We start from the raw sequence: 26499 nt of genomic DNA, 5'->3' as shown, positions 1-26499 counted from the left end.
GCCCGATTGTGGCAGCATCACTGCGCGGATGCCGCAGGGCGGTCATGCTCGGGCGGCCGATGGCAGCCGGGATCGACACGCATCCTTGACCTTCGCCCCGCATTAGCCCATGAGGGGTTGCAAGGATCTGCCCCGAAACCCCGGCCTTGCGCCGGGGTTTTGCGTTTGCGCGGGCGCTTGCGCGTGAAGGCGGACAAGCAGGGAAACCGCTCATGGCGAATGTTGTGGTGGTCGGCGCCCAGTGGGGCGACGAGGGCAAGGGCAAGATCGTCGACTGGCTCTCCAGCCAGGCCGATGTGGTCGTGCGGTTCCAGGGCGGCCACAACGCCGGCCATACGCTCGTCATCGACGGCGTCACCTACAAGCTCTCGCTTTTGCCCTCCGGCATCGTGCGGCCGGGCAAGCTCTCGGTCATCGGCAACGGCGTCGTCGTCGATCCCTGGCACCTCGTCGAGGAGATCGGCAAGCTGCGCGCGCAAGGCGTCGCGATCACGCCCGACAATCTGCGCATCGCCGACAACGCCACGCTGATCCTGCCGCTGCATCGCGAGCTCGATCATTTCCGCGAGACCGCCAATGTCGGCATGAAGATCGGCACGACCAAGCGCGGCATCGGCCCGGCCTATGAGGACAAGGTCGGCCGCCGCGCCATCCGCGTCGTCGACCTGAAGGACGACGCGCTGCTCAAGGCCAAGATCGAGCGGCTGCTCGCCCATCACAACGCCCTGCGCCGCGGCCTCGGCATCGGCGAGGTCGACGGCGGGGAGCTCCTCGCCCAGCTCAAGGCGATCGCGCCCGAGGTCCTGCCGTTCGCCGAAACGGTCTGGGCGCTGCTCGATGCCGAGCGCCGCGCGGGCAGGCGCATCCTGTTCGAGGGCGCGCAGGGCGCGCTGCTCGACGTCGACCACGGCACCTATCCCTTCGTCACCTCCTCGAACATCGTCGCCGGCCAGGCCGCGACCGGCTCCGGCTTGGGCCCCTCCGCGGTCGGCTATGTGCTCGGCATCGCCAAGGCCTACACCACCCGCGTCGGCGAAGGCCCCTTCCCGACCGAGCTCTTCGACGAGACCGGCGAGCTGATCGGCCAGAAGGGCAAGGAGTTCGGTGTCGTCACCGGGCGCAAGCGCCGCTGCGGCTGGTTCGACGCCTGCCTCGTGCGCCAGACGGTGAAGACCTCCGGCATCGACGGCATCGCGCTGACCAAGCTCGACATCCTCGACGGCTTCAAGGAGATCAAGGTCTGCGTCGGCTACCGGCTCGACGGCGAGGTGATCGAGCATCTGCCCGCCGGCCAGAACGACCAGGCCCGCGTCGAGCCGGTCTACGAGACGATCGAAGGCTGGGACGGCTCGACCGCCAATGCCCGCTCCTGGGCCGATCTGCCGGCGCAGGCAATCAAATATGTCCGCCGCATCGAGGAGCTGATCGGCGCCACCGTCGCCGTGCTCTCGACCAGCCCCGAACGCGACGACACCATCCTCGTCCATAATCCTTTCGAGGGTTGACGCAGGCCCTCATCAGCGACAAGTGAGGCCAATGGCCGACTTCTATCCGATCCTGGCGCGTGCCGTCGCCGGGCTGCCCGACCCCTCACCCGAGGCCCGGCGCGCCATCTATGAGCGGGCGCGGACGGCTCTCGTCGCGCAGCTGCGCGGCCTCGACCCGCCGCTGAGCGAGGCCGAGATCATGCGCGAGCGCCTGGCGCTCGACGAGGCCGTCGCCCGGATCGAGGCCGATCACGACGAGGCGCCCGCCCCGGCCCCGGCGGCGGAAGGCCCGGTGATCCGCACCGTCGAAGCCCCGCTGCTGCCGATTCGCCCGCCGGCGCCGAAGAAGCCGCCGGAATTCGCCCCGCTGCCCGCCGCCGCGGGGCAGGAGGAAGGCGAGCCGCTGCCCGAGCCGGCCGAGCCGCAGGCCGCCCGGCCGCGGCTCCAGCCGCCGCGCGAGCCGCGGGTGAAGCCCGGCCATGTCCGCTCGGCGATCGTCGGCGGCGTCGTGGCGGTCGCGGTCGCGGCGATCGCGGCCACCGCGATCTACGTCCACAAGCTCAGGCCGCAGGACACGCCGCGCCCGAACGGCGAAACCGCCTCGCAGCAGCAGCCTCAGGCCCCCCAGCCCGACAATGGCGGCAAGATCGCAGAGCGGGTCGGCGAGCCCGGCGCCCCGCCGCAGAACCGCCCCGCCGGCAACCAGCCCGGCGGCGCCCCCGGCATCCCGGTGCCGCAGCCCGGCGGCGAGATCGCCGTCGCCCAGCGCGCGGTACTGTTCGTCGAGGTCCCCGAGACCCCGCAGCAGCCGCAGACCGCGAACGGCCGGGTATTCTGGCGTCTCGACAGCGAGAGCGCCGGCCAGGGCCGCCCGATCGAGACCATCGTGCGGGCGACGGTGGAGATCCCGGATCTGGGCCTGAGCCTCGATTTCACCATCCGCCGCAACACCGACCCGGCCTTGCCGGCCTCGCACATCATCGGCCTGCGCTTCAGCAGCACGGGCGACCCCGCCACCCAGACGGTCAAGGAAGTCGGCGTTCCCCAGTTCAAGACCGAGGAAGGCGAGCGCGGCGCGCCCCTTTCGGCAATCAATTCGGCCCTGGGCGACAATCTCTTCGTGGCGGCGCTGTCGAATGTGCCGGTCGAGGTCGAGCGCAATGTCGACCTGATCCTCAACCGCAGCTGGATCGACGTGCCGGTGCGCTTCGCCTCCGGCCGGCGCGGCATCATCACCTTCGAGAAGGGCGTCTCCGGCAGCCAGACGCTGGCCGACGCCTTCGGCCGCTGGCAGTAGGGCATCGGACCGAAAAATTTTCGGAAAAAATCCGATGCTAAAACAAAGAGCTTCTCAGCTCTTCCGCTGCGCCGCGAACCGCGCCGCCGCCCTGAGCACATCCGCCGCCGGGCCGAAGCCCGAAAGCGCCGCGACCGCCTCGGCGCTCAGCCTGTCGCGCTCGCGCTTGGCGCCGGCAAGGCCGAGCGCGCCCACCAGCGTCGCCTTGCCCTTGCCCTCGTCCTTGGCCGTCGCCTTGCCCATCTGGCCGGCATCCGATTCGACGTCGAGGATGTCGTCGGCGATCTGGAAGGTCGCGCCGAGCGCCCGGCCGTAGCGGCCGAGCGCGACGAGCGCCGCAGCGTCGGCGCCGCCGAGCCGGGCGCCGATCTCGACCGCCGCCGCCAGCAGCGCCCCGGTCTTCATCGCCTGGAGCCGGCGGATCTCGGCCTCCGGAAGCGCCTCCCGCCGTGCCTCGAATCGGCCTTCGGCGGCAAGGTCGAGCATCTGGCCCCCGACCATGCCGCCACAGCCGGAAGCGCGCGCGAGCGCGCCGACCAGCGCCGCCCTCACCGCCCCGGATTCATGCGTCGCCTGCTCCGCCAGCACCGCGAAGGCGAGCGTCAGGAGCGCGTCGCCGGCGAGGATGGCGGTCGCCTCGTCGAAGGCCTTGTGCACGGTCGGCCGGCCGCGGCGCAGATCGTCGTCGTCCATCGCCGGCAGATCGTCATGCACCAGCGAATAGCAATGCAGGAGCTCGACCGCGGCGCCCGCCCGCCGCGCCTGCGCGGCCGGAACGCTGAAGAGGCCGGCGGTCTCGACCGTCAGGAAGGGCCGCAGCCGCTTGCCGCCGCCGAGCGCGCCGTGGCGCATCGCGGCGACGAGCCGCGCCGGCCGGGTAAGCTCGCCGGCGGCGGGCTCGGCCGAAAGCAGGGTCTCGAGCAGCGCCTCGATCGCTTCGGCGTTCTGCGCCAGCCGGGCATCGAGATCGCCGGGACGGGCCGGAGACGGAGGGGAACTCATGAGCTGGATCTCGCGTTCGCTGCCGAAAGGGGGCCTTGCCGGACGATCGCCGCATCGTCAAGCTCAGCCGCCGGATCGACCGGCGAGGAGGATGAGGCAAGGTGCTGGGTCGGATTCTGCGCCTGTGCTTCCGGATTGCGCTGTGGCTTTCTCTCGCGCTTGCGGCGGCGATCCTGATCTACCGCTTCGTGCCGGTGCCCTCGACGCTGATGCTCGGCCGCTGGCTGACGCTGAGGCCCGTCGAGCGCGAATGGGTGCCTCTCGAACAGATCTCGCCGCATCTGATCCGGGCCGTCATCGCCTCGGAGGATCAGCGCTTCTGCAGCCATCGCGGCGTCGACTGGGTCGAGCTCGGCAAGGTTCTGGCGAACGAGGACGGGCCGGGCCGCGGCGCCTCGACCTTGACCATGCAGACCGCCAAGAACGTCTTCCTCTGGCCCGGCCGCTCCTATCTGCGCAAGGGGCTGGAGCTCCCGCTCGCGATCGTGATCGATCTCGCCTGGGGCAAGCGGCGCGTCATCGAGGTCTATCTCAACCTCGCCGAATGGGGCGATGGCCTGTTCGGCGCGGAAGCCGCGGCGCAACGCTATTTCCGCAAACCGGCGGCAAGGCTTACCCCCGCGGAGGCCGCCCGCCTCGCCGGCGCCCTGCCGAACCCGCTGCTGCGCAACCCGGGCAAGCCGAATCGGGCGCTGCAATCCGCCGCCGGCCGCAGCCTGCGCCGGCTCGGTGGGCTCGGCCCGCTCGGCGACTGCGCCCTGCCCGGCTGATCGCTTCGCGTCCCACGAAGAAATCCGGATTCGGCACTAGCCAGCACCCCCCCGAACGTGTATGGCCAACGCCTCACGAGATTGATCCGTCGCCGTGGCGGAGGCGTGGCCTTGAGCCCGCGTCCGGGCGGTGGCACGATTGGAGAGTACAATGGCCGTTCCGAAGAGAAAGACGTCGCCGTCGAAGCGTGGCATGCGCCGCTCGGCCGACGCCCTGAAGCAGCCCGCCTATGTCGAGGACAAGAACTCCGGCGAGCTGCGCCGTCCGCATCACGTCGACCTGAAGACCGGCATGTATCGCGGCCGCCAGGTGCTGAAGGTCAAGACCGACGCCTGAGGCGGTCGCTCTACGGCCTGCCTGCAAGATCCAAACCGGCCGCGAGGCCGGTTTTTCTTTGGCTTCAGCCCCGCCCCGCCTGCAAACGCCCATGCCCGGCCGCGACCGTAAGCCGCGCCGCCGCCCGGTATGAGCCCGCCGCCGCTTGCGGGCTCGCCCGCCCGCACCGGGCAAAGGAGCCGATCTCGGCCCGCGCCGCTGCCGCCTGCAGGAGCACGAGCAGCGAGGCGTCGGGAGAGCCCGTCGTCCGTTCGGTCCGGCTTGCGGCCTCAGCCATGTCCTGCTCCGGCACAGATGCGTTGCGACGAAGCGGTCGGTGCAAGAGTTCGGCCAGACTTAACGCAGCGTTAAGCAGGCAGGCTGCATCGTTTCGAAGCACTTCCCATCCGATGGACAGGGCGCCGAAGCACCGGAACGGCGCCGCGCATCCGTCCGACCGAGGCTCCGCGATGCCCTCCCCGTCGACCTTCAGCCTCCAGAACGGCAATCCGGTGGATCCCCGCAGCGTCCTGTCCTCGATCGGGGAGGTGGTCTATGGCTGGGATATCCGCGCCGACACGCTGAGCTGGGGGCCGAACGCCGGCGAGGTCCTCGGCCCGCTTCCCGAGCAGGCGATGACGCGCGGCCTCGCCTTCGCCGGGCTGGTCGAGCCCGGCAGCGGGCCGAGCCGCTACGACGCGATCTTCTGCGCGAGCGAGCACGATACCGGTGAAGGCGTGATCTACCGCACCCGCTACGCCATCGATCTCGCCGGCCGCAAGATGTGGGCGGAGGACACCGGCCGCTGGTTCGCCGGCAGCGACGGCTATCCCGCGAGCGCGCGCGGGGTGCTCAGGCTCGAGCGCGCCGCACGGCCCGACGAGCTCGAGCAGTTCGGCAACGAGCTCTGCGACCGCCCGGCCCTGATCGAGCGCATCGGCGCCGCCCTGCAGGAACATCTTCCGGCGGAACGGCCGGTCGTCGTCCTCGTCGCGGCCATCGACGAGCTCGCCCGCCTCAACGACGATTTCGGCCACGAGGCGACCGACGAGATCATCGCCACCGTCCACGAGCGCCTGCGCTCGGTGACGCGCCGGCGCGACCATCTCGTCCGCTATGCCGGCAACAGCTTCGCCATCCTGCTCGTCGGCTGCCCGCCGGACCAGATCGAGCAGGCATCCCGCCGCTTCATCAAGATCGTCGCGCAGGCTGCGATCGAGACCAGCCACGGCATCGCGCTCGTCAGGCTGCGCGTCGGCGCGGCGAGCGCGCCCGAGCTCGGCAGCCATGGCGGCACGCTGCTCGCCGCCGCCGAGAGCGCGCTCGCCAGCGCCCGCACCGGCGCGAGCGATGCCGCCATCATGGCCAGGCCCCAGCCGCGGCACGACCCCGTCGCCGAGCAGCCCAGCTTCGACGTGCAGGCGATCTCGGCGCTGAACGAGCGCCGCGTGCGCCTGGCGCTGCAGCCGATCGTCAGGACCGCGTCCCGCCAGATTGCCTTCCACGAGGCGCTTCTGCGCGTCGGCCAGGGCGATTCCGGCCTTTATTTCGCCTCGGCGGAGCTGATACCGATGCTGGAGCGGCGCGGCCTCGTGCGGCTGTTCGACCAGCGCGTGCTCGAACTCGCGATCGGGCTGCTCGGCGCCGATCCGGATATCACGCTCTCGATCAACGTCTCGCCGCGTTCCCTCCACGATCCTGAATGGTTCGACGCCTTCATTGCCTGCACCGGCGCCGCCGAAGGCAAGGCCGCGCGGCTGATCGTCGAGGTCACCGAAACGGCGACGATCGAGGATCCCGGCCGCATCGCGAAGCTGCTCGGACGCATCAAGGAACGGGGTGCCCGCATCGCCATCGACGATTTCGGCGCCGGCCACACCTCGCTCAAGCATCTGCGCGCCTTCCCGATCGACATCCTGAAGATCGACGGCGCCTTCACCCAGAACCTGCGCCGCTCCACCGACGACCGCTTCTATGTTCGCACGCTGGTGGAGCTCGCCGGCCATCTCGGCGTCGAGACGGTGGCCGAATGGGTCGACGACGAGATGCAGGCGAGCATGCTGCGCGACTGGGGCGTCACCTATCTGCAAGGCCATCTCGTCGGCCGCGCCGAGCTCGCCGAGCCGTCGCAGCTCACGCCGCGCCGCTCCGCGGTCGGGTAGGCCGCGCCCGAACCCGCCCGAAAGACGCCGCCTCAGCGCGAGCGCGACAGCTTGTCCAGGCGCTCGCGCATCTCGTTGAGCTCGCGCTTGAGATCGCCGAGTTCGCCGCCTCCCGCCTCCGCCGCGGGCTTGGCGCCGGCGGAGGCGTCCTGCCGGGCCTGCGCCGCAGCGGTGAACGGGTTGAACAGCCGGAAGGCTTCGGTGAACATCTGCATGTTCGCCCGCGTCTGGGCCTGGATGGCGTCCATCGCATTGCCGCCGAAGGTCGTTCCGCCGAAGGCCTTGGCCATCTGCTCGCGGAACTTGCTCTGCTCCTGGGTGAAGTTCTCCATCGAGAACTCCAGATAGCGCGGCACCAGCGCCTGCATGCTGTCGCCGTAGAAGCGGATGAGCTGGCGCAGGAACGCGATCGGTAGGAGGTTCTGCCCGTCCTTGGCCTCCTCGTCGAAGATGATCTGCGCCAGGACCGAGCGCGTGATGTCTTCCCCGGACTTGGCGTCGTAGACGACGAAATCCTCGCCCGCGCGCACGAGCCCGGCGAGATCCTCCAGCGTCACATAGGAACTGGTGCCCGTATGGTAGAGACGCCGGTTGGCGTATTTCTTGATGACGGTCGGTTCTTTGTCGCTGGCCATCACTTCCCGCTTGACGTTGATCCACGGCCACCGGTTCGGCCCGGCGTGCTCGGCGAAACGATCTCCCTCGCCCGACGATAGCCTGTCGGTGCTGCACCGCAAGCTCTTTGAGCGAGCGCGGCAAAAAACCCTCGCGGCCGCCCTCGCCCGTCTTGACGCCGCCGCAGCGGACTTCGAAGGTGGGGCGAACGGCTGAGGCCGGCGGGAGAGGCCGGGCCGTGACAACAAAGCAAGGAACCCTCTCATGGCAGATTCGGATATCGTGATCGTCGCTGCGGCCCGCACGGCGGTCGGCGCCTTCAGCGGCGCTTTTGCCAACACTCCCGCCCATGAGCTCGGAGCGGTCGCGATCAAGGAGGCGCTGCGGCGCGCCAAGGTCGAGGCCGCCGAGGTCGACGAGGTCGTGCTCGGCCAGGTGCTCGCCGCCGGCCAGGGCCAGAACCCGGCCCGCCAGGCGGCGATGGCAGCCGGCATCCCGCAGGAGAAGACCGCCTGGGGCCTCAACCAGCTCTGCGGCTCGGGCCTGCGCAGCGTCGCCATCGGCCTGCAGCAGATCGCCAACGGCGATGCCAACGTCATCGTCGCCGGCGGCATGGAATCGATGTCGCTCGCCCCGCACGCCGCCTATATGCGCTCGGGCACCAAGATGGGCGACATCAAGTTCACCGACACCATGATCAAGGACGGCCTCTGGGACGCCTTCCACGGCTATCATATGGGCACGACCGCCGAGAACGTCGCGACCAAGTACCAGATCAGCCGCGAGGAGCAGGACCGCTTCGCCGTCGCCTCGCAGAACAAGGCCGAGGCCGCACAGAAGGCCGGCAGGCTCAGCGACGAGATCGCCCCGGTCACCGTCAAGACCCGCAAGGGCGACATCGTCGTCGACAGCGACGAATACCCGCGTCACGGCGCGACGCTGGAAGCGATGGCCAAGCTCAAACCGGCCTTCTCGAAGGACGGCACGGTGACCGCCGGCAACGCCTCGGGCATCAATGACGGCGCCGCCGCGCTCGTCGTGATGAGCGCGAAGGAAGCGGCCCGCCGCGGCTTGACTCCGCTTGCCCGCATCGCCTCCTGGGCGACGGCCGGCGTCGACCCGGCGATCATGGGCACCGGCCCGATCCCCTCGACCCGCAAGGCGCTGGAGAAGGCCGGCTGGAAGATCGGCGACCTCGATCTCGTCGAGGCCAACGAGGCTTTCGCGGCACAGGCGATCGCGGTCAACAAGGACCTCGGCTGGAACCCGGACATCGTCAACGTCAATGGCGGGGCGATCGCGATCGGCCATCCGATCGGCGCCTCCGGCGCGCGCGTGCTGGTGACGCTGCTGCACGAGATGGCCAAGCGCGACGCCAAGAAGGGCCTCGCCACGCTCTGCATCGGCGGCGGCATGGGCGTTGCCCTGGCCGTGGAGCGCTGAGGCAGGCGTGGCGTTTGCGACGTCCAACCGCTCCCCGGTTCGCCCCGGGGGCGTTTTCATCCCCAGCGGGAAAAAAGTGAAAAGGGGGAAACGGCCATGGCGAAGGTGGCACTGGTTACAGGCGGCTCGCGCGGCATCGGCGCCGCGATCTCGAAAGGCTTGAAGGCGGCCGGCTACACTGTGGCGGCGAGCTATGCCGGCAATGACGAGGCGGCGGGGAAGTTCACCGCCGAGACCGGGATCAAGACCTATAAATGGGACGTCTCGGACTATGATTCCTGCGTCGCCGGCATCGCCAAGGTCGAAGCCGATCTCGGGCCGGTCGACGTGCTCGTCAACAATGCCGGCATCACCCGCGACGGCATGTTCCACAAGATGACCAGGGACCAGTGGAGCGCGGTCATCAACACCAACCTGAACTCGCTGTTCAACATGACCCGCCCGGTCTGGGAGGGCATGCGCGCGCGCAAATTCGGCCGCGTCATCTGCATCTCCTCGATCAACGGCCAGAAGGGCCAGATGGGCCAGGTCAACTACTCCGCCGCCAAGGCCGGCGACATCGGCTTCGTCAAGGCGCTGGCGCAGGAGGGCGCGCGCGCCGGCATCACGGTCAACGCGATCTGCCCCGGCTACATCGCGACCGAGATGGTCAAGGCGATCGACCCGGCCGTGATCGAGAAGTCGATCCTGCCGCATATCCCGGTCGGGCGCCTCGGCGAGCCTGAGGAGATCGCGCGCGCGGTCGTGTTCCTGGCGAGCGACGATGCCGGCTTCATCACCGGCTCGACCCTCTCGGCCAATGGCGGCCAGTACATGGCCTGACCGGCCCCGGCAGACGCGTTGAAAAGAGACGCCCCGGAAACAGCCAGTGGTTGTTTCCGGGGTTATTTATCTGCCCTGCTGCCTGCTCTTCGGCAGCAGGAAGGCCAGCAGGCCGAGCGCCGGCAGCCAGGCGCAGATCTTGAAGACCTGGATGATGCCGATCTGGTCGGCGAGCAGGCCGATGGCCGCCGCCGCGACGCCGCCGAGCCCGAAGGCCAGCCCGTAGAACAACCCGCCGACGAGCCCGATCCGGTGCGGCACGAGATCGATCGCATAGATCAGGATCGCCGAGAAGGCGCTCGACATGATGAAGCTGACGGCGATGCTGAGCACGCCGGTCCAGAACAGGTCGGCATGGGGCAGCATCAGCGCGAAGGGCAGCGAGCCGAGGATCGACAGCCAGATCACCCGGTCGCGGCCGATCCGGTCGCCGATCATGCCGCCGACGATCACCCCGACGGCGCCGACGACGAGATAGATGAACAGCATGACCTGTGAGAGCTGGATCTCGACGCCGAAGCGCGTGATCAGATAGAAGGTGTAATAGGAGGTGAAGGCGGCGGTATAGCCGTTCTTCGAGATCAGCAGCACGATCAGCACGGCCATCGCCAGCACGATGCGGCTACGCGGCAGGCCATGGCGCGCCACCTCCTCGACATGGTCGCGGGACGCCTTCTGGTCGCGCCGCAGCGCCGTATAGCGCGCACCGAGCCAGCCCATCACCAGCATCGCCACAAGCACCACGCCGGAGAACCAGGACAGGCTCTCCTGCCCGCGCGGCATCACCACCGCAGCCGCCAGCAGCGGCCCGATGGAATAGCCCATATGGCCGCCGACCTGGAACACGCCCTGCGCCAGCCCCTGCCGGCCGGCGGCGGCATGGCGCGCCATCCGCGTCGCTTCGGGATGGAACACCGCCGAGCCGAGCCCGATCAGCCCCGCGGCGAACAGGACCACGCCATAGCTATCGGCGAAGGAGAGCATCAGCAGCCCGGCCAGCGTCGCGCACATGCCGGCGACCATGGCGTAGGCCCATGGCCTGCGGTCGGTGAGGAAGCCGAGCAGGGGCTGCAGCAGCGACGACGTCACCTGGAAGGCGAGCGTGATCAGGCCGATCTGCACGAAATCGAGCTGATAGTTCTCCTTGAACAACGGATAGAGCGCCGGGATCATCGACTGGACGAGATCGTTCAGCAGATGGGCGAGGCTGAGCGCCGCCAGGACCGGCATCAGCGGGCGGCTCGCGGCCGATTGCAGCGGAAGGGAGGTCATGGCGCATGGCAATGAGCCGGCGCGCGCGCAGGGTCAACGCCGCCGGAAGCATGGCGCCCATGGCCGCCATGCCGGGTGGCGGCGCAAAATAGCTCATGAATTGCCGAAAAAGGCGCAGGAACCCCTCTCCCGGAGGGAGAGGTTTCCCGCGCTATCCGAGCCTAGTTTGGCACATCTGAGCCACCCCCATCGGCAAGCCCGGCGAAAGCTGCTATCGCCGCACGGTCTTCCACCCCGGCTCGTCCATGACCTCCCGCACCGCGACCCTCATCGGCTTCTGCGCCATCCTGCTCTGGTCGACGCTCGCGCTGTTTGCGGCGATGTCGGGCCGGGTTCCGCCCTTCCAGCTCGTCGCCATGACCTTCGTCATCGGCGGGCTCCTGATCCTGGCGATCACGGCGGTGCGCGGGCGGCTCTCCCGCATCCGCCCGACGCCGGCCTCCTTCGCGCTGGGCCTCTACGGCCCGTTCGGCGATACCGCCCTCTACTACGCCGCGGTGAAGACGGCCCCGCCCGCCGAGGCGAACCTGATCCATTATCTCTGGCCGCTGCTGATCGTGCTCTTCGCCGCGCTGCTGCCGGGCGGCGGCCTCAAGGCCCGCCACCTGATCGGCGCGCTGATCGGCCTTGCGGCGACGGGCCTCCTGGTCTCGGGCAACCTCGGGACCGGCGGCGGGCTTTCGCTCGGGCATGGGCTGGCGGCGCTCGGCGCCTTCGTGTGGGCGAGCTATTCGGTGATCTCGCGCCGCTTCGCCGAGGTCCCTTCCGAAAGCCTGAGCCTGACCATGCTGGGCTGCGCCGTCCCTGCGCTCGCCTGTCACCTCGCCTTCGAGAGCACGCTCTGGTCGCTGACCGCGACCGAATGGGCGGGCGTGCTCGGCCTCGGCCTCGGCTCGACCGGGCTTGCCTTCATCGTCTGGGATATCGGCATGAAACAGGGCGACGTCGCCCTGCTCGGCGTCGCCTCCTATGCCGCGCCGGTGCTCTCGACGCTGATCCTGGTGCTGTTCGGCTACGCCCCGGCGAGCTGGCTGCTCGCCGCCTCCTGCGCCTTGATCGTGGCCGGGGCGCTGGTCGCGAGCGGCGGCGGCCGCAAGGGCTGAAGCGCCTGTTCAGTTCCGCCTGAGCAGCCGCTCGAGATAGTCCAGCTCCTCGGTCGGGCGCAGCGGATCGCCGAGCCGCTTGCGCAGCTCCTCGAGGATGCGCCGTGCCCGCTGGGTCGCGCTCTCGTCGGCGCCGGGCACCTTGACCCCGCCATCGGCCCAGTCGCGCTGGCGCTGCGGCCGGCCGAGCGGGTCCTCGCTGCCGCGCTGCTGCGCGGACGGCCGGCCCTGCTGGCGCCCGTCCGGCTCGCCATAGGCCTGCCCCTCGCCTTCGCCCTCGCCGGGCTCGCCCTGCATCTGCTGGGCGAGGTTCTGGCCGCCCTTGCGCAGCGCCTCGAGCGCGCGGCCCTGCGAATCGAGCGCCTCGCCGCCCTGCCCCTGCCCGAGCTGCCCCTCGGCCTCGCGCATCGCGTCCTCGGCCTCGTCGAGCTCGCCGTTCTGCGGAGCGCCCATGCCGCGCATCCGCCGCTGCAGCTCCTGCAACCGCTCGCGCAGGGCCTGCTGGCGCTGCGACAGGCCCTGTCCCTGCCCGTCCTGGCCCTGCATGCCCTCGCCGTCTTCGCCGTCCTCGCCCTGCTCGCCGGGCTGCTGCTGGCCCTGCTGGCCGCGCTGCCCCTGCTGGCCCGGCTGGCGCTGGCCAGGCCTCGCCTGCTGCTGGCCGGGGCGCTGGCCGCGCCGGGTCTGCCGGCGCTGCTCGTTCTGATAGGTCTCGTCGCGCAGGTTCTGCTGGTCGCGCGTCATCCGGTCGAGATCGCCGAGCGCCTGGTTCATCTCGCGCTGGCGCTGGTCCTGCTGGCCGGGGCGCGCCATCTGGAGGTTGTTGAGCATCCGGTTGAGCTCCTCCATCAGGCGCTGCGCCTCGGCCATGTCGCCGCGCTTCGACAGTTCCTCGATGCGGTCGAGCATGTTCTGGAGGTCGCGCGGCGTCACCGTGCGGAAGTTCTCGGGTAGCCGGGCCTGATTCTGGGCGCCGTCGCGCTGTTGCTGGCGCATCATCTGCTCGGCGAGCTGGCGCATGTAATTGTCCAGCGCCCGGCGCATCTCGTCGGTGAGCTTCCTGATCTCCTCCTCGGAGGCGCCGCGCTCCAGCGCCTGCTGCAAATTCTCCTGCGCCTGCCGGAGCGCCCGCTCGGCATCGGACATGTCGCCGTCCTCGAGCTGGAGCGCCATCGCCCACATCAGCTCGGCGACCTCGCGCAAAGCGTCATCGCCGCCGGCCCGGCGCAGCCGCTCGGTCAGCATGCGCATGCCGAGATAGATCCCGGGCTCCTTCATGAACAGGCCGGGCTCGATCATCAGCGCGTCCATGGCGAGCTGCACCCTGGAGCGGTCGTCGACGTCCATCGCGAGCTTGCGCCGCTGCTCGACCAGCGCCTTGGCCAGCGGCTTGGTGAAGGTGCGCTGCGGCAGCGTGACCTCGATCGGCTCGCTGCGGCCTTCCTGCCCGGCCTCGTCCCGGGCGACCAGCACCATGCGCACCCGGGCGCCGGCCCAGGGATGGGCCGAGAAATCGACCGTGCCGCGATTTTCCTCCTCGCCCGAGACGGAAGACGGCACGGCGAGGTTCTGCTTCGGCGGCTCGACCAGCGAGCGCCCGCCCTTGGCCGCGTCCGGACGCGAGACGTCCACCTCGATCGAAGCGATGCCGTAATCGTCACCGGCCCGGTAGGTGATGCTCAAGCCGCCCGACTGCGCGCCGGTGACGGGCTTGGGCGGATCGGTGAAGGCGATGGTCGGGGGCTGGTCGGGGATCGCCGTGATCGTCAGCACCGTGCCGGGCGCCCCGCTGCCGGTGAGCTTCAGCGTGCCGTTGCCGGCAAGCGTGAAGCGTTTCTCCAGCACCGCCTGCTGCGGCGGGGTGGCGGCGTCCTTCTCGCCTTGCGCCTCCGGCGCGATCGGCGCGAGCCGCCCGGTGGTGGCGACGTCCATGGCGCTCTTGCCGGCGACGCGCACGACGATGACGGATTTCTCCGGCGCGCTGAAATGCGGGCTCGCGAGCTTGGCGAAGTCGATCAGGATCGGCGGCAGGCGGGTATAGGCGGGCGGGTCGATCCAGGCGTCGATCCGGGTCGAGGCGGCAACGGCCGAAGGCCCCTTCCAGTCGAAGGCGGCGGAGAGGCGCTGCGTCGCCTCGGGGCCGGCGACGAAGAAGCCGGTGACGGCGGCGAGCAGCGGCACGGCGCGCAGCGCCCGCCGGTCGCGCACTGCCATCAGGGGTCGTGGCGGCGCGACGCTGAGGCCCGAGACCTGCCGGCTCTGGCGCTCGACATGCAGCTTCCACAGCGCCTGCGAGACCGGATCGGCGGCGCCGACGGCCAGGCTGTCCTCCAGCGCCGAGGCCGGGCGGTGCCCGCCGGGCAAGGAGCGGTCGAGCCGCGCCAGCGCCTCGCGATGGGTCGGCCGGACAAGGCGGGCGATCGGCCAGAGGCTTGCGACGAAAGCTGCGGCGAAGGCCAGCACGCCGGTGATCCGCCCCTGCCAGGGCAGATAGGTCCACAAGCCGAACCAGGACGCTGCGAGGAAGGCGAGAACGAGCCCGAGCGGCAGCCACAGCCGCGGCCAGAGCCGCTCCCAGCCGAGCGAGAAGCGCGAGGCCAGCGCGAGACGGCCGAGCCGCTGGCGGATGCCCTCGATCGTATCGGGCGCCTTGCGGCGCTCTGCCTCGCTCATGCCATCGCTCCGGGCGGCCCCCGTTCCTGTCCGACTCCGATCAGGCTAGCACGCGAATGTGGCATTGCCAGTGCGAAGAGGCGCCGACGCACAGCGCTCCGCCTTTCGTGAACGGAGACGGCGGCGGGTCGCCTCAGCCGAACCACTCCGGCACCCGGTCCGTGCCGATCAGCGCCTCGTAGCTCTGGCGCGGCCGCGTCACCGCATAAGTCTCGCCCTTGACCATGACCTCCGCGACGAGCAGGCGCTGGTTGTAGGTCGAGGACATCGAGGCGCCATAGGCGCCCGCCGTCATGAAGGCGATGAGGTCGTCCTGCTTCATGACCGGCAGCACCCGCCCGGTCGTGAAGGTGTCGCCCGTCTCGCAGATCGGCCCGACCACGTCATAGGCGACCTCGGCCGCGTCGGGCGCCGGCTCCTTGACCGGCCAGATCTCGTGATAGGCCTCGTACATCGCCGGCCGGACGAGGTCGTTCATCGCCGCGTCGACGACGAGGAACCGCTTCATCGGGCGCTGGTTGAGATGCAGCACCCGCGTCAGCAGGATGCCGGCATTGCCGACGATCAGGCGGCCCGGCTCGAAGCCGAGCTCGACGTCGAGCCCCTTCGTCACCTTGGCCACCATCGCGGCATAGGCTTCGATCAGCCCCGGCCCGTAGTCGAAGGTCTTCGGGATATCGTAGGGGATGCCGAGCCCGCCGCCGAGATCGAGCCGGTCGACGCGATGGCCCTCCCCCCGCAGCGCGCCGGTGAGCGCCACGATCTTGGCATAGGCCGCCTCGAAGGCGTCGATCTCGTGGATCTGGCTGCCGATATGGAGGGCGAGCCCCATGATCCTGACGCCCGGCATGTTCGCCGCCCGCGCGTAAAGCCGCCCGACCTCCTCGAAGGAGACGCCGAACTTGTTCTCCGACGAGCCGGTCGTGATCTTGGCATGGCCGCCGGCGCCGATATCCGGGTTGACCCGGAACACTGCCTCCTGCCGCTTGCCCAGCGCAGCACCGACCTTCGAGAGCAGGTCAAGCTCGCTCTCGCTCTCGATATTGACCTGGTAGATGCCGGCCTCGACCGCGAAGCGCAGCTCCTCAGCGCTCTTGCCAACGCCGGAGAAGACGATCCGCCCGGCCGGGATGCCGGCGGCGAGCGCCTTGCGCACCTCGCCTTCCGAGACGGTGTCGATGCCGGCGCCGAGCGCCCCCAGCGTCTTGAGCACGCCGAGATTGCCGTTCGCCTTCATGGCGTAGAAGACATGCGTCCTGCCGGCCGGCGCGACCGTCTTCATCGCCGCCGCGAACAGCTTGTAATGCCGCTCGATCGTGGCGCTGGAATAGACGTAAACGGGCGTGCCGACCTCGGCCGCGATGCGTTCGAGATCGACGCCCTCGGCATGGAGCGAGCCGTCGCGATAGGCGAAATGGTGCATGGGATTGAGCCGTCACATCAGCGGATCGAGGATGAACGGCTTGTCCGGCACGGTGATCGCCTTGTTGGCCTTGGCGGGCTTGGCCAGCACCGAGCCCGAGCCGAAGGAGGACGGATCGTTCTCCTGCGCCCCGATCTGGTTGTCGGGCAGGTCGATGGCGCCGGTCGCGTTAGGCGGCGGCTCCAGCGGCCCCTTGCGCCCGCAGGCGCCAAGCGCGACGGCCAGAACGCCGGCGACCAGCAGGGCGCGGCCGAGTTTCAGACGGGAATCAAGCACGAAAACCAACCCTCGGACGAGACGTGGCGGGACCTTAGCGGAGGATGCGGCTAAGCGCGAGCGGTTGTGACGGCCCCTACCCCCTCGCAAGCTGCTTCAGCCAGCGCCGCGCCTGCTTTCGGACATTGGCGGGCGCCGTGCCGCCATAGCTGACGCGGCTCCTCACCGACTGGTCGACGCCGAGCACGGCGAAGACGGCCTCGGTGATCCTCGGCTCGACGCCCTGCATCTCGGCAAGCGAGAGCTTCTCCAGCCCGACCTTCTTCTGCGAAGCGATCGCGACCAGCCGGCCGGTGACGTGATGCGCGTCGCGGAACGGCATCTTCAGCACGCGCACCAGCCAGTCGGCGAGGTCCGTCGCGGTGGCGTAGCCGAGGCCGGCGGCCTTCTTCATCGCCTTGAGGTCGGGCTGCATGTCGCGGACCATGCCGGCGGTGGCGGCGAGGCACAAAGACAGCGTCTGCAGCGCGTCGAAGGTGCCCTCCTTGTCCTCCTGCATGTCCTTCGAATAGGTCAGCGGCAGCCCCTTCATCATCGTCAGCAGGCCCTGCAAGGCGCCAAAGACGCGCCCCGCCTTGCCGCGCACCAGCTCGGCCGCGTCGGGGTTGCGCTTCTGCGGCATGATCGAGGAGCCGGTCGAGAAGGCGTCGGAGAGCCGGACGAAGCCGAATTGCGGCGTCGACCACAGCACGATCTCCTCGGCGAGGCGCGACAGATGCATCGCGCAGATCGAGGCCGCCGAGAGCGTCTCCAGCACGAAGTCGCGGTCCGAGACCGAATCGAGCGAGTTCGCCGTCGGCCGGTCGAAGCCGAGCGCGGTGGCCGTCATATGCCGGTCGATCGGGAAGGAGGTGCCGGCAAGCGCAGCCGCCCCCAGCGGGCATTCGTTGAGGCGGGCGCGCGCATCGCGGATGCGGCCGCGGTCGCGCGCCAGCATCTCGACATAGGCGATGAGGTGATGGCCGAAGGTGACCGGCTGCGCCGATTGCAGATGGGTGAAGCCCGGCATCACCGCGCCGGCATGGGCCTCGGCCTTTTCGGCGAGCGCGCGCTGGAGATCGGCCATCTGGCCGTCGAGCTCGTCGAGCGTGTCGCGCACCCACAGCCGCATGTCGGTCGCGACCTGGTCGTTGCGCGAGCGGGCGGTGTGCAGCCGGCCGGCCGCGGCGCCGATCTTGTCCTTGAGACTGGACTCGACGTTCATATGGACGTCCTCGAGCGCGCGCGAGAACGTGAAGGCGCCGCTCTCGATCTCGCCTTCGACCTGCTTCAGCCCGGCGATGATCGCCGCGACGTCCGCCTTCGTCAGGATGCCGGTCTGCCCCAGCATGGCGGCATGCGCCAGCGAGCCGCGGATATCCTGGCGCCAGAGCTTGCGGTCGAAATCGATGGAGGCGTTGATCTCCTCCATGATGGCATCGGGACCTGTGGCGAAACGCCCACCCCACATGCGATTGCTCACGACGGTCTTTCCTGCTTTTGAGGACGTGCGATGACGTCTGGAAAAAAGATCGGACTGGCCCTCGGGGTCGTGGCGGCGCTCGGCCTCGCTGGCATGGGCGCCTTCTACTCCCTCACGGGCGACGCCGGCAACGGATCATGCGCGGCCGCCGGCGCGGCCACCCGGCGCATGGAGCCGCTGGTGCGGGGCGAGGTCGCGGCGGTCACGCTGCACGCCCGCCCGCAAGCCGCGCCGCCGCTCGCCTTCACCGGGCCGGACGGAAAGCCCGCGACGCTCGCGGCGATGAAGGGCAGGACGCTCTTGGTCAATCTCTGGGCGACCTGGTGCGCGCCCTGCCTGAAGGAGATGCCCGCTCTCGACGCACTCCAGAAGGAGATGGGCGGGCCTGATTTCGCCGTCGTCGCGATCAACATCGACACGCGCAACCTCGACAAGCCGAAGGCCTGGCTCGCCGAGAACAGGATCGCCGCCCTGCCCTTCCACGCCGATCCGCAGGCCGCGACCTTCCAGCTGCTGCGCACCGCCCACAAGGTCGAGGGCATGCCGGTCAGCCTCATCGTCGACAAGGCCGGCTGCGAGCTCGGCCTCATCCAGGGCCCGGCCGATTGGGCGAGCGCCGACGCCAAGGCGCTGATCGGCGCGGCGATCGGGCGACCCTGACCGCGGGCGCCTGACGAGGGTTAGAATCTCCCATGCGCTATACGATCGGCCTCGCCACCACCTTCCACGACCCCGCGCTTGCGATCATCGGCCCCGATGGCGAGGTGCTCTTCGCCGAGGCGACCGAGCGCTACCTGCAATACAAGCGCGCGCCGAATTGCGAGCCGGATTCGGCGCCGCGCATGGAAGGGCTGCTGAAGCGCTACATTCCCGCCGGCGCCGAGGTCGCGATCGCCACGAGCTGGGGCGAGGACTTCACCGGCTTCCTCGACCAGATGGGCCGCGCCGGCTCCTTCACGCTCGACGCGCTGCTCAAGCTCTCGCCCGCGCTCAACCGCTCGCTGGTACCCGAGCGTACAGAGCGCGCGCTCATCGCCTCGCTCCATCTCGCCCAGCAGCGCGCCGGCATGGGCGTGCTCATCGGCCTCGACCGCGCCCATGGCCGCGCCAACGTCACGGGCCTGAAGCGCTACGGCCACCATCTCAGCCACGCGGCCTTCGCCTCATGGTCCTCGCCCTTCGCGGACGCCGCCTGCCTCGTCGTCGACGGCATGGGCGAGACCGGGGCCTCGGCCATCTTCGCGCTGGAGAACGGCAAGATCCGCGAGGTGAAGCGCCATCGCGGCCGGGAATCGATCGGCTTCTATTTCGGCCTCGTCACCGATCTCGCCGGCTTCGACCAGGCCAAGGGCGAGGAATGGAAGATCATGGGGCTCGCCCCCTATGGCCGGACCGACCCCGCGCTGATGGCGCTGCTGCGGCGGCTCTATACGATCGAGGGCCACAAGCTTTCCTTCGCCAGGGCCGATATCGTGCAGGCGGTCGCCGCCGAGATCCTGGCCAGGCGCCCGGCCGACGCGCTCGACCGGGGCTGGGCCGATCTCGCCCGCTGCGGGCAGGACGTCTTCGCCGAGATGATGGAGGCCCTGCTCACGGAAACCGCCGCGCTGGTCCCGAGCGAAAACCTCGTCCTCGCCGGCGGCTGCGCGCTGAACTCCTCCTTCAACGGCAAGATCGCCGGCCGCCACGGCTTCAAGAACGTGTTCGTGCCCTCCGCCCCGGCCGACGACGGCAACGCGATCGGCGCAGCATGGCTAGCCCACGCCGAAGCGAATCCGGGCTGGCGCGCACCGAAGGGGCCGCTCACACCCTATCTCGGCTCGCGCGTCTCGACCGAGCCCTTCGAGCGCATGCAAGCCTGGGAGAAGCGGCTGCGCAAGCTCGCTCCCGGCGAGATCGCGCCGGTCACGGCCAAGCTCCTGACCGAAGGCAAGCTGATCGGCTGGGTGCAGGGCCGCGCCGAATTCGGGCCGCGCGCGCTCGGCAACCGCTCGATCCTCGCCGATCCGCGCCCGGCCGACGCCAAGGACATCCTCAACGCCAAGGTGAAGTATCGCGAGGCGTTCCGCCCCTTCGCCCCCTCGATCCTGGCCGAGCATGCCGCCGACTGGTTCGAGGACTATCAGGACGCGCCCTATATGGAGCGCACGCTGACCTGGACGGAGGCGGTGCGCCGGCGCGTTCCAGCCGTGGTGCATGAGGATGGGACGGGCCGGCTGCAGAGCGTCACGGCCGAGCGCAACCCGCGCTACCATGCGCTGATCACGGCTTTCCATGAGCTGACCGGGGTGCCGGTGATCCTCAACACCTCCTTCAACATCATGGGCAAGCCGATCCTGCACACGGCCGAGGACGCGATCCTGATGTTCTACACCAGCGGGCTCGACGCGCTGGTGGTCGAGGACTGGCTCCTGGTGAAATAGAAAGGGCCGGCTTGCGCCGGCCCTTTCGAAAGATCTGTCAGGCCAAGCGCTCAGCCCGCCTGCTTCACCGCGATGCCCTTGCCCTCGAACAGCGCCTGCAATTCGCCGGCCTGGAACATCTCGCGGGTGATGTCGCAGCCGCCGACGAACTCGCCCTTGACGTAGAGCTGCGGGATCGTCGGCCAGTTCGAATAGGCCTTGATGCCCTCGCGGATCTCCTGGTCCTCGAGCACGTTGACGCCGGTGAACGGCACGCCGACATAGTTGAGGATCTGCACGACCTGGCCGGAGAAGCCGCACATCGGGAATTGCGGCGTGCCCTTCATGAAGAGCACCACGTCGTTGTTCTTCACTTCCGCTTCGATGCGGGCGTTGACGTCGGTCATGGTCTCGTCTCCTGGAGCGGGTTCAAGGCCCGCCGGATGGTTTCGTTCTAATCTTGGGGAAGCGCCGTCGTCAGCGCAAGGGCGTGCAGCACGCCGCCCATATTCCCCTTAAGCGCGGCATAGACCATCTGGTGCTGCTGCACCCGGCTCTTGCCCCTGAAGGCGGCCGAGGTGACGGTCGCGGCATAATGGTCGCCGTCGCCGGCGAGGTCGCGGATCTCGACCGTCGCATCCGGCAGCGCCGCCTTGATCATCCGCTCGATCTCATGGGCGTCCATCGCCATGGTCCTGTCTCCTCAGGCCGCCTTGCCGGCCATATAGGCCGGCAGCCAGTCTTCATGAACCTTGCGCAGCTCGGCAACCGCGAGCGCCGGCTCGCCCGGAAGCTCGAGCTGAGCCCCCCCGGTGCGGCCGATGGCGAGCGCCGGCACGCCGGCCGCCTTCGCCTCCGCCACGAGCGCATCGGCCTGGGCCCCCGCCACCGTGACGATATAGCGCGCCTGATCCTCGCCGAAGAGCGCGGCATGGGCGGGGCCCGCCGGCAGCGTCTCGACGGTGGCACCCATGCCCCCGGCCATCGCCATCTCGGCCAGCGCGACCGCCAAACCGCCATCCGACAGGTCGTGGCAGGCCGTGACCCTGCCGGCGGTGATCAGCCCGCGCACGAAATCGCCGTTGCGGCGCTCGACGGCAAGATCGACCGGCGGCGGCGCCCCTTCCTCGCGGCCGCAGACGGTGGCGAGATAGGCGCTCTGCCCGAGCCAGCCCTGCGTTTCGCCGATCAGGACGATCGCCTCGCCCTGCGCCTTGAAGGCGATGGTGGCGTGCTTCGTCACATCGGCCATGACGCCGACGCCGCCGATCGTCGGGGTCGGCAGGATCGAGACGCCGTTGGTCTCGTTGTAGAGCGAGACGTTGCCGGAGACGACAGGGAAGTCTAGCGCCTTGCAGGCCTCACCGATGCCGCGGATGCAGCCGACGAGCTGGCCCATCACCTCGGGCTTCTCCGGATTGCCGAAATTGAGGTTGTCGGTGATCGCGAGCGGGGTCGCGCCCACCGCCGTCAGGTTGCGCCAGGCTTCGGCGACCGCCTGCTTGCCGCCCTCGAAGGGATCGGCCTCGCAATAGCGCGGCGTCACGTCGGCGGTCATGGCGAGCCCCTTCGGCCCGTCCTCGATGCGGATCAGGCCGGCATCGCCGCCGGGCGTCACCGCCGAATTGCCGAGGATCAGCGTGTCGTACTGCTCCCAGATCCAGCGCTTGGAGGAAAGGTCCGGCGAGCCGACGAGCCGCTTCAGCGCCTCGGCATTGCCGCAGGGCGGCGTCACGGCCTCGGCCGCCACGGCCTGCTGCGGCGCGGTCTCGATCCAGGGCCGGTCGTATTCGGGCGCCTCGTCGCCGAGCTCCTTGATCGGCAGGTCGGCCATGACCTCGCCCTGGTGCCTGACGACGAAGCGCAAGCTGTCGGTGGTGTGGCCGATCACCGCGAAATCGAGCCCCCATCTGCGGAAGATCGCCTCGGCCGCCGCCTCATGGCCCGGCTTGATCACCATGAGCATGCGCTCCTGGCTCTCCGACAGCATCATCTCATAGGCGCTCATGCCCTCCTCGCGGCAGGGCACCTTGTCGAGGTCGAGCTCGACGCCGAGATCGCCCTTGGCGCCCATCTCGACGGCCGAGCAGGTCAGCCCGGCCGCGCCCATGTCCTGGATCGCGTCGACATGGCCGGCGGCCATGATCTCGAGGCATGCCTCGAGCAGGAGCTTTTCGGCGAAGGGGTCGCCGACCTGCACGGTCGGGCGCTTCTCCTGCGACTTGTCGTCGAACTCGGCCGAGGCCATGGTCGCGCCGTGGATGCCGTCGCGGCCGGTCTTGGAGCCGAGATAGACGATCGCCTTACCGACGCCCGACGCCTTGGCGTAGAAGATCTCGTCGGCCTTCGCGATGCCGACCGCCATGGCGTTGACCAGGATGTTGCCATCATAGCGTGAGTGGAAGCCGGTGGCACCGCCGACATTCGGCACGCCGAAGGAATTGCCGTAGCCGCCGATGCCGGCGACGACGCCGGAAACGAGATGGCGGGTCCTGGGATGCTCGGGCGCGCCGAAGCGCAGCGCGTCGAGCACCGCGATCGGCCGCGCGCCCATGGTGAAGACGTCGCGCAGGATGCCGCCCACCCCCGTCGTCGCGCCCTGATAGGGCTCGATGAAGGAGGGGTGATTGTGGCTCTCCATCTTGAAGACGATCGCCGTGCCGTCGCCGATATCGATCACGCCGGCATTCTCGCCCGGCCCCTGGATCACCCAAGGAGCGCGGGTCGGCAGGGTCTTGAGGTGGATCTTCGAGGATTTGTAGGAGCAGTGCTCGTTCCACATCGCCGAGACGATGCCGAGCTCGGTGATCGTCGGCTCGCGTCCGATCAGATGCAGGAAGCGCTGGTACTCGTCCGGCTTCAGGCCGTGCTCGGCGACGAGCTGCGGGGTGATCTTGATGTCGTTCGGAATCACGTGCTCAGGGTTCCTGGCGGTCCGGCAAGGGGCTGGCTGGGGCATAGCCTGCCTTAGCGCGTGAGACAACGGCATGCGACGCAGGCAGCCCTCCCGTATCGTCAGCCTACCGGCTTCTCGCCGGCCCTGATCTCCGGCACGCCGAGCGCATCCGCCAGCCGCGCCTTGGCCGAGCCCGGCCGCAAGGGCTTCTGCTGGCTCTCATGCGGGGCCCAGCCGGAGAGCCAGACGAACTCGAAGGTCGCCGGCAGCCGCCCGTCGGGATCGGCGAAGCGCTCGGCATAGAGCGCGGCTGCCCGCAGCAGCGTCTCGCGCCTGAGCGGTGCCTTGCGCCGCGCGACGAGCGCATTGGCCCAGCCCATCGCCCTGAGGTCGCCGAGCAGCCCGAAGGCGTCAGGGTAGCGCACCGTCACAATTTCGCTGTCGACGACCGGCAAGGCGAAGCCCGCCCGCTGCAGGAGACCGCCGAGGTCGCGCAGATCCGCGAACGGCGCGACGCGCGGGCTGACGCCGCCCATCGTCTCGCTCTCGGCCTCGAGCAGAGCCTGCCTGAGTTCCTGCAAGCTCCGCCCGCCGAGCAGGCAGCCCATGAACAGCCCATCCGGCCGCAAGGCCCGCCTGATCTGGACGAGCGCGCCCGGCAGGTCGTTGATGCCGTGCAGCGCCAGCAGCGAGACGGCGAGATCAAGCGTTTCCGCCGCGAAGGGCAGGCCTTCGAGATCGCCGACGAGATCGGCCGGCGCCCCTTCCGCCTCGGCCATCCGCCAGAGCCGGCCGGCCCTGCCCGCGAGGATGGGCGCGACGACAGGCAGGGGCGTGCCGAGATCGGCCGCGACGGCAAACTGCCGCAGCACGGCGCCAAGCCGCTCCGCGAGGTCGCCTGCCGCGCGTTGCAGCAGGAAATCCGGATAGCCGCCGGCCAGCGCGCGCTTCAGCCGCAGACGGCCCAGCGCGCGATCGAAGACGAGGCCCTGATCGCTCAACCCGCCTCCCCCCTGTCGCGGCGACCCTCAGCGCTCCAGGAGCCTCTCGATCTCGGCGCGCAGTTGCGGGCCGAGATCGGAGCGGTCGAGCGCATAGGCGAGGTTCGCGGTGAGGAAGCCGATCTTCGAGCCGGCGTCGTAGATCTCGCCATCGAAGCGCACCGCGAAGAACGCCTCCTGGCGCGACAGCGCGATCATCGAATCGGTGAGCTGGATCTCCCCGCCGGCGCCCTTTTCCTGATTGGCGAGCAGGTTGAAGATGGTCGGCTGCAGGATGTAGCGGCCGGAGATGTGCAGGTTCGACGGGGCCGTTCCCTTCGACGGCTTCTCGACCATGCCGGTGATCTTCGAGACCTTCGCCTTCACGTCCTCGACGCCGACGATGCCGTATTGATGGGTCTGGTCGTCCGGCACCGGGGCGACGGCGATATGGTTGCCGCCATGCCGGTCGTAAGCCTCGATCATCTCGGCGAGGCAGCCCTTGCCCTGGCTGTAATGCAGCATGTCCGGCAGCAGGAGCGCGAAGGGCTCGTCGCCGACGATCTCGCGCGCGCACCAGACCGCGTGGCCGAGGCCGAGCGGCGCCTGCTGGCGGGTGAAGCTGGTCGCGCCGGCCGCCGGCAGGTCGTGCTTCAGCGCCTCGAGCTCCTTGACCTTGTTGCGCTTGGTGAGCGTGTCGTCGAGCTCGTAGGCCATGTCGAAATGGTCCTCGATCACCGCCTTGTTGCGGCCGGTGACGAAGATGAAATGCTCGATGCCGGCGGCGCGCGCTTCGTCCACGACATGCTGCACGACCGGGCGGTCGACGATGGTGAGCATCTCCTTCGGCACCGCCTTGGTGGCGGGCAGGAAGCGGGTGCCGAGGCCGGCGACGGGAAGAACGGCCTTGCGGATGCGTTTCGTCATGAAGAACCCATTAGGCGTGGTAGCCTTTGCCGAAGCCAGGCGGTGGTGGGAACGGCCGTACACCTGCCATGGTTGCGGGCCATCGAACGGTATTAGCCGACAGCCCTTGAGAAGCCGTCAACGGTTTTTCGATAGAGCCTGTTCCCGACGAAGATGAGGCGAGAGCAACGATGACGGTATTGGTCTCCGGCGGCGCCGGCTACATCGGCAGCCACATGGTCCTGGAATTGCTCGACCGTGGCGAGAAGGTCGTCGTCCTCGACGATCTGTCCACCGGCTTCTGGTGGGCGGTGCCGTCCGAAGCGGTCTTCATCCAGGGCGACATCGGCAACCAGGAGCTGGTGGAAGGGCTGATCGGCGAATACGGGATAACCGAGATCGCGCATTTCGCCGCCAGGATCGTGGTTCCGGACTCCGTTTCCGACCCGCTCGGCTATTATCTCGCCAACACCGTGAAGACCCGCGCGCTGATCGAAAGCGCGGCGCGCAGGGGCGTGAAGCACGTCATCTTCTCCTCGACGGCGGCGGTCTACGGCGAGCCGCCGGTCTCGCCCGTGCCGGAGGAGATCGCGCTCGATCCGATCAACCCCTATGGCCGCTCGAAGCTGATGAGCGAATGGATGCTGCAGGATGCGGCAAAAGCGCACGGCTTTACCTATATCGCGCTGCGCTACTTCAACGTCTCCGGCGCCGATCCGAAGGGCCGCTCCGGCCAGTCCTCGCCGAACGCCACCCATCTGATCAAGGTCGCGAGCCAGGCGGCGCTCGGCCAGCGCGAGGGCTTGACCATCTTCGGCACCGACTATGCGACGCCCGACGGCACCTGCGTGCGCGACTACATCCACGTCACCGATCTCGCCCGCGCGCATCTCTCCGCCCTCGACCATCTGCGCGCCGGGGGGGCGAGCCTGACGCTCAACTGCGGCTATGGCCGCGGCTATTCGGTGAAAGAGGTCGTCGCGGTGGTGAAGAAGGTCTCTGGCGTCGATTTCCCGGTGACGCTGGCGCCGCGGCGCGCGGGCGACCCCGCCTCGCTGATCGCGCGGGCCGACCGCATCCGCGCCGAGCTCGGCTGGCGGCCTGAGCACGACGACCTGGAAGAGATCGTCGGGCAGGCGCTCGCCTGGGAGGAAAAGCTCAGGACGCGCAACACCTCGGCCTGAGCCGCAGCCGA

The 26499-nt window shown here is 69.4% G+C and carries 25 protein-coding genes; 12 read left to right on the top strand and 13 right to left on the bottom strand.

The window, feature by feature from the left end; translation table 11 throughout:
- Positions 1-212: 212 nt before the first annotated feature.
- Both M9917_RS10435 and M9917_RS10430 read left to right on the top strand, forming a co-directional pair.
- Entirely contained in the window at positions 213-1505 is a 1293-nt protein-coding gene (locus M9917_RS10435; RefSeq protein WP_297253414.1) for an adenylosuccinate synthase, read from the top strand.
- A gap of 31 nt (positions 1506-1536) precedes the next feature.
- Entirely contained in the window at positions 1537-2784 is a 1248-nt protein-coding gene (locus tag M9917_RS10430; protein ID WP_297253412.1) for a histidine kinase, read from the top strand.
- Between the two features lie 54 nt (positions 2785-2838).
- On the opposite strand, the gene M9917_RS10425 is transcribed toward M9917_RS10430, so the two are convergent.
- Positions 2839-3786, bottom strand: a complete 948-nt coding sequence (locus tag M9917_RS10425; RefSeq protein WP_297253410.1) for a polyprenyl synthetase family protein — start codon at positions 3784-3786, stop codon at positions 2839-2841.
- 101 nt (positions 3787-3887) lie between these two features.
- On the opposite strand from M9917_RS10425, the gene mtgA reads away from it, so the two are divergent.
- The gene (mtgA, locus tag M9917_RS10420) at positions 3888-4556 is read left to right on the top strand and encodes a monofunctional biosynthetic peptidoglycan transglycosylase (RefSeq protein WP_465246347.1); all 669 of its coding nucleotides are present in this window, start codon (positions 3888-3890) and stop codon (positions 4554-4556) included.
- Between the two features lie 151 nt (positions 4557-4707).
- Positions 4708-4893, top strand: a complete 186-nt coding sequence (gene rpmF, locus M9917_RS10415; RefSeq protein ID WP_297253408.1) for a 50S ribosomal protein L32 — start codon at positions 4708-4710, stop codon at positions 4891-4893.
- Positions 4894-4957: 64 nt separating this feature from the next.
- Here the strand turns inward: rpmF and M9917_RS10410 are convergent, their stop codons facing one another.
- On the bottom strand, positions 4958-5170 hold the full coding sequence (locus M9917_RS10410) for a hypothetical protein (protein WP_297253406.1): 213 nt from the start codon (positions 5168-5170) through the stop codon (positions 4958-4960).
- A 172-nt stretch (positions 5171-5342) separates the two neighbouring features.
- Between M9917_RS10410 and M9917_RS10405 the strand changes: the two genes are divergently transcribed.
- Positions 5343-7034 carry an EAL domain-containing protein gene (locus tag M9917_RS10405; protein ID WP_297253404.1) on the top strand — a complete coding sequence of 564 codons (1692 nt, stop codon included), beginning with the start codon at positions 5343-5345 and terminating at the stop codon, positions 7032-7034.
- A gap of 32 nt (positions 7035-7066) precedes the next feature.
- Here M9917_RS10405 and phaR read toward each other — a convergent pair whose 3' ends face one another.
- Complete coding sequence (gene phaR / locus M9917_RS10400) at positions 7067-7669, bottom strand: polyhydroxyalkanoate synthesis repressor PhaR (protein ID WP_297253401.1); 603 nt, start codon at positions 7667-7669, stop codon at positions 7067-7069.
- Between phaR and M9917_RS10395 the strand changes: the two genes are divergently transcribed.
- The 3 genes from M9917_RS10395 (at position 7641) to phbB (ending at position 9914) form a co-directional block, all read left to right on the top strand.
- A complete protein-coding gene (locus tag M9917_RS10395; RefSeq protein WP_297253399.1) occupies positions 7641-7865 on the top strand; it encodes a hypothetical protein in 225 nt (74 codons plus the stop codon). The genes phaR and M9917_RS10395 overlap by 29 nt on opposite strands.
- Before the next feature lie 48 nt (positions 7866-7913).
- A complete protein-coding gene (locus M9917_RS10390; RefSeq protein ID WP_297253397.1) occupies positions 7914-9092 on the top strand; it encodes an acetyl-CoA C-acetyltransferase in 1179 nt (392 codons plus the stop codon).
- A 96-nt stretch (positions 9093-9188) separates the two neighbouring features.
- Positions 9189-9914: an acetoacetyl-CoA reductase gene (gene phbB / locus M9917_RS10385; RefSeq protein ID WP_297253395.1), complete on the top strand. Its 726-nt coding sequence runs from the start codon at positions 9189-9191 to the stop codon at positions 9912-9914.
- A 66-nt stretch (positions 9915-9980) separates the two neighbouring features.
- Here the strand turns inward: phbB and M9917_RS10380 are convergent, their stop codons facing one another.
- The gene (locus tag M9917_RS10380; protein WP_297253393.1) at positions 9981-11186 is read right to left on the bottom strand and encodes an MFS transporter; all 1206 of its coding nucleotides are present in this window, start codon (positions 11184-11186) and stop codon (positions 9981-9983) included.
- 245 nt (positions 11187-11431) lie between these two features.
- On the opposite strand from M9917_RS10380, the gene yddG reads away from it, so the two are divergent.
- Positions 11432-12289 (top strand): aromatic amino acid exporter YddG, encoded by an 858-nt coding sequence (yddG, locus tag M9917_RS10375; protein WP_297253391.1) that lies wholly within the window; start codon positions 11432-11434, stop codon positions 12287-12289.
- A 9-nt stretch (positions 12290-12298) separates the two neighbouring features.
- On the opposite strand, the gene M9917_RS10370 is transcribed toward yddG, so the two are convergent.
- From M9917_RS10370 to argH, 4 genes are all read right to left on the bottom strand, one after another.
- Positions 12299-14959 (bottom strand): TIGR02302 family protein, encoded by a 2661-nt coding sequence (locus M9917_RS10370; protein ID WP_297253389.1) that lies wholly within the window; start codon positions 14957-14959, stop codon positions 12299-12301.
- Between the two features lie 133 nt (positions 14960-15092).
- Positions 15093-16382: a diaminopimelate decarboxylase gene (gene lysA / locus M9917_RS10365; RefSeq protein ID WP_297253387.1), complete on the bottom strand. Its 1290-nt coding sequence runs from the start codon at positions 16380-16382 to the stop codon at positions 15093-15095.
- A 12-nt stretch (positions 16383-16394) separates the two neighbouring features.
- The gene (lptM, locus tag M9917_RS10360) at positions 16395-16658 is read right to left on the bottom strand and encodes an LPS translocon maturation chaperone LptM (protein ID WP_297253385.1); all 264 of its coding nucleotides are present in this window, start codon (positions 16656-16658) and stop codon (positions 16395-16397) included.
- 76 nt (positions 16659-16734) lie between these two features.
- The gene (gene argH, locus M9917_RS10355) at positions 16735-18120 is read right to left on the bottom strand and encodes an argininosuccinate lyase (RefSeq protein ID WP_297253383.1); all 1386 of its coding nucleotides are present in this window, start codon (positions 18118-18120) and stop codon (positions 16735-16737) included.
- Between the two features lie 30 nt (positions 18121-18150).
- Between argH and tlpA the strand changes: the two genes are divergently transcribed.
- Both tlpA and M9917_RS10345 read left to right on the top strand, forming a co-directional pair.
- Positions 18151-18780, top strand: a complete 630-nt coding sequence (gene tlpA, locus M9917_RS10350; protein ID WP_297253381.1) for a thiol:disulfide interchange protein TlpA — start codon at positions 18151-18153, stop codon at positions 18778-18780.
- 32 nt (positions 18781-18812) lie between these two features.
- Positions 18813-20543: a carbamoyltransferase family protein gene (locus tag M9917_RS10345; RefSeq protein ID WP_297253379.1), complete on the top strand. Its 1731-nt coding sequence runs from the start codon at positions 18813-18815 to the stop codon at positions 20541-20543.
- A 50-nt stretch (positions 20544-20593) separates the two neighbouring features.
- On the opposite strand, the gene grxD is transcribed toward M9917_RS10345, so the two are convergent.
- From grxD to galU, 5 genes are read right to left on the bottom strand one after another with little or no spacing between them, the layout of a single operon-like run.
- Entirely contained in the window at positions 20594-20929 is a 336-nt protein-coding gene (gene grxD / locus M9917_RS10340; protein ID WP_297253377.1) for a Grx4 family monothiol glutaredoxin, read from the bottom strand.
- Positions 20930-20976: 47 nt separating this feature from the next.
- Positions 20977-21213 (bottom strand): BolA family protein, encoded by a 237-nt coding sequence (locus tag M9917_RS10335; protein WP_297253375.1) that lies wholly within the window; start codon positions 21211-21213, stop codon positions 20977-20979.
- A 12-nt stretch (positions 21214-21225) separates the two neighbouring features.
- Complete coding sequence (gene purL, locus M9917_RS10330; RefSeq protein ID WP_465246346.1) at positions 21226-23481, bottom strand: phosphoribosylformylglycinamidine synthase subunit PurL; 2256 nt, start codon at positions 23479-23481, stop codon at positions 21226-21228.
- A gap of 56 nt (positions 23482-23537) precedes the next feature.
- Positions 23538-24419 (bottom strand): class I SAM-dependent methyltransferase, encoded by an 882-nt coding sequence (locus M9917_RS10325; protein ID WP_297253371.1) that lies wholly within the window; start codon positions 24417-24419, stop codon positions 23538-23540.
- Between the two features lie 27 nt (positions 24420-24446).
- Positions 24447-25325, bottom strand: a complete 879-nt coding sequence (galU, locus tag M9917_RS10320) for a UTP--glucose-1-phosphate uridylyltransferase GalU (protein ID WP_297253369.1) — start codon at positions 25323-25325, stop codon at positions 24447-24449.
- Between the two features lie 170 nt (positions 25326-25495).
- Here galU and galE point away from each other — a divergent pair, with 170 nt between their 5' ends.
- Positions 25496-26488, top strand: coding sequence for a UDP-glucose 4-epimerase GalE (galE, locus tag M9917_RS10315; protein ID WP_297253368.1), 993 nt, complete (start codon positions 25496-25498; stop codon positions 26486-26488).
- The last annotated feature ends 11 nt before the right edge of the window (positions 26489-26499 follow it).

This window comes from Bosea sp. (in: a-proteobacteria), from assembly GCF_023953965.1.
In the GTDB taxonomy this organism is placed as follows: Bacteria; Pseudomonadota; Alphaproteobacteria; order Rhizobiales; family Beijerinckiaceae; genus Allobosea.
This window is presented reverse-complemented; position numbering and strand designations above follow the sequence as displayed.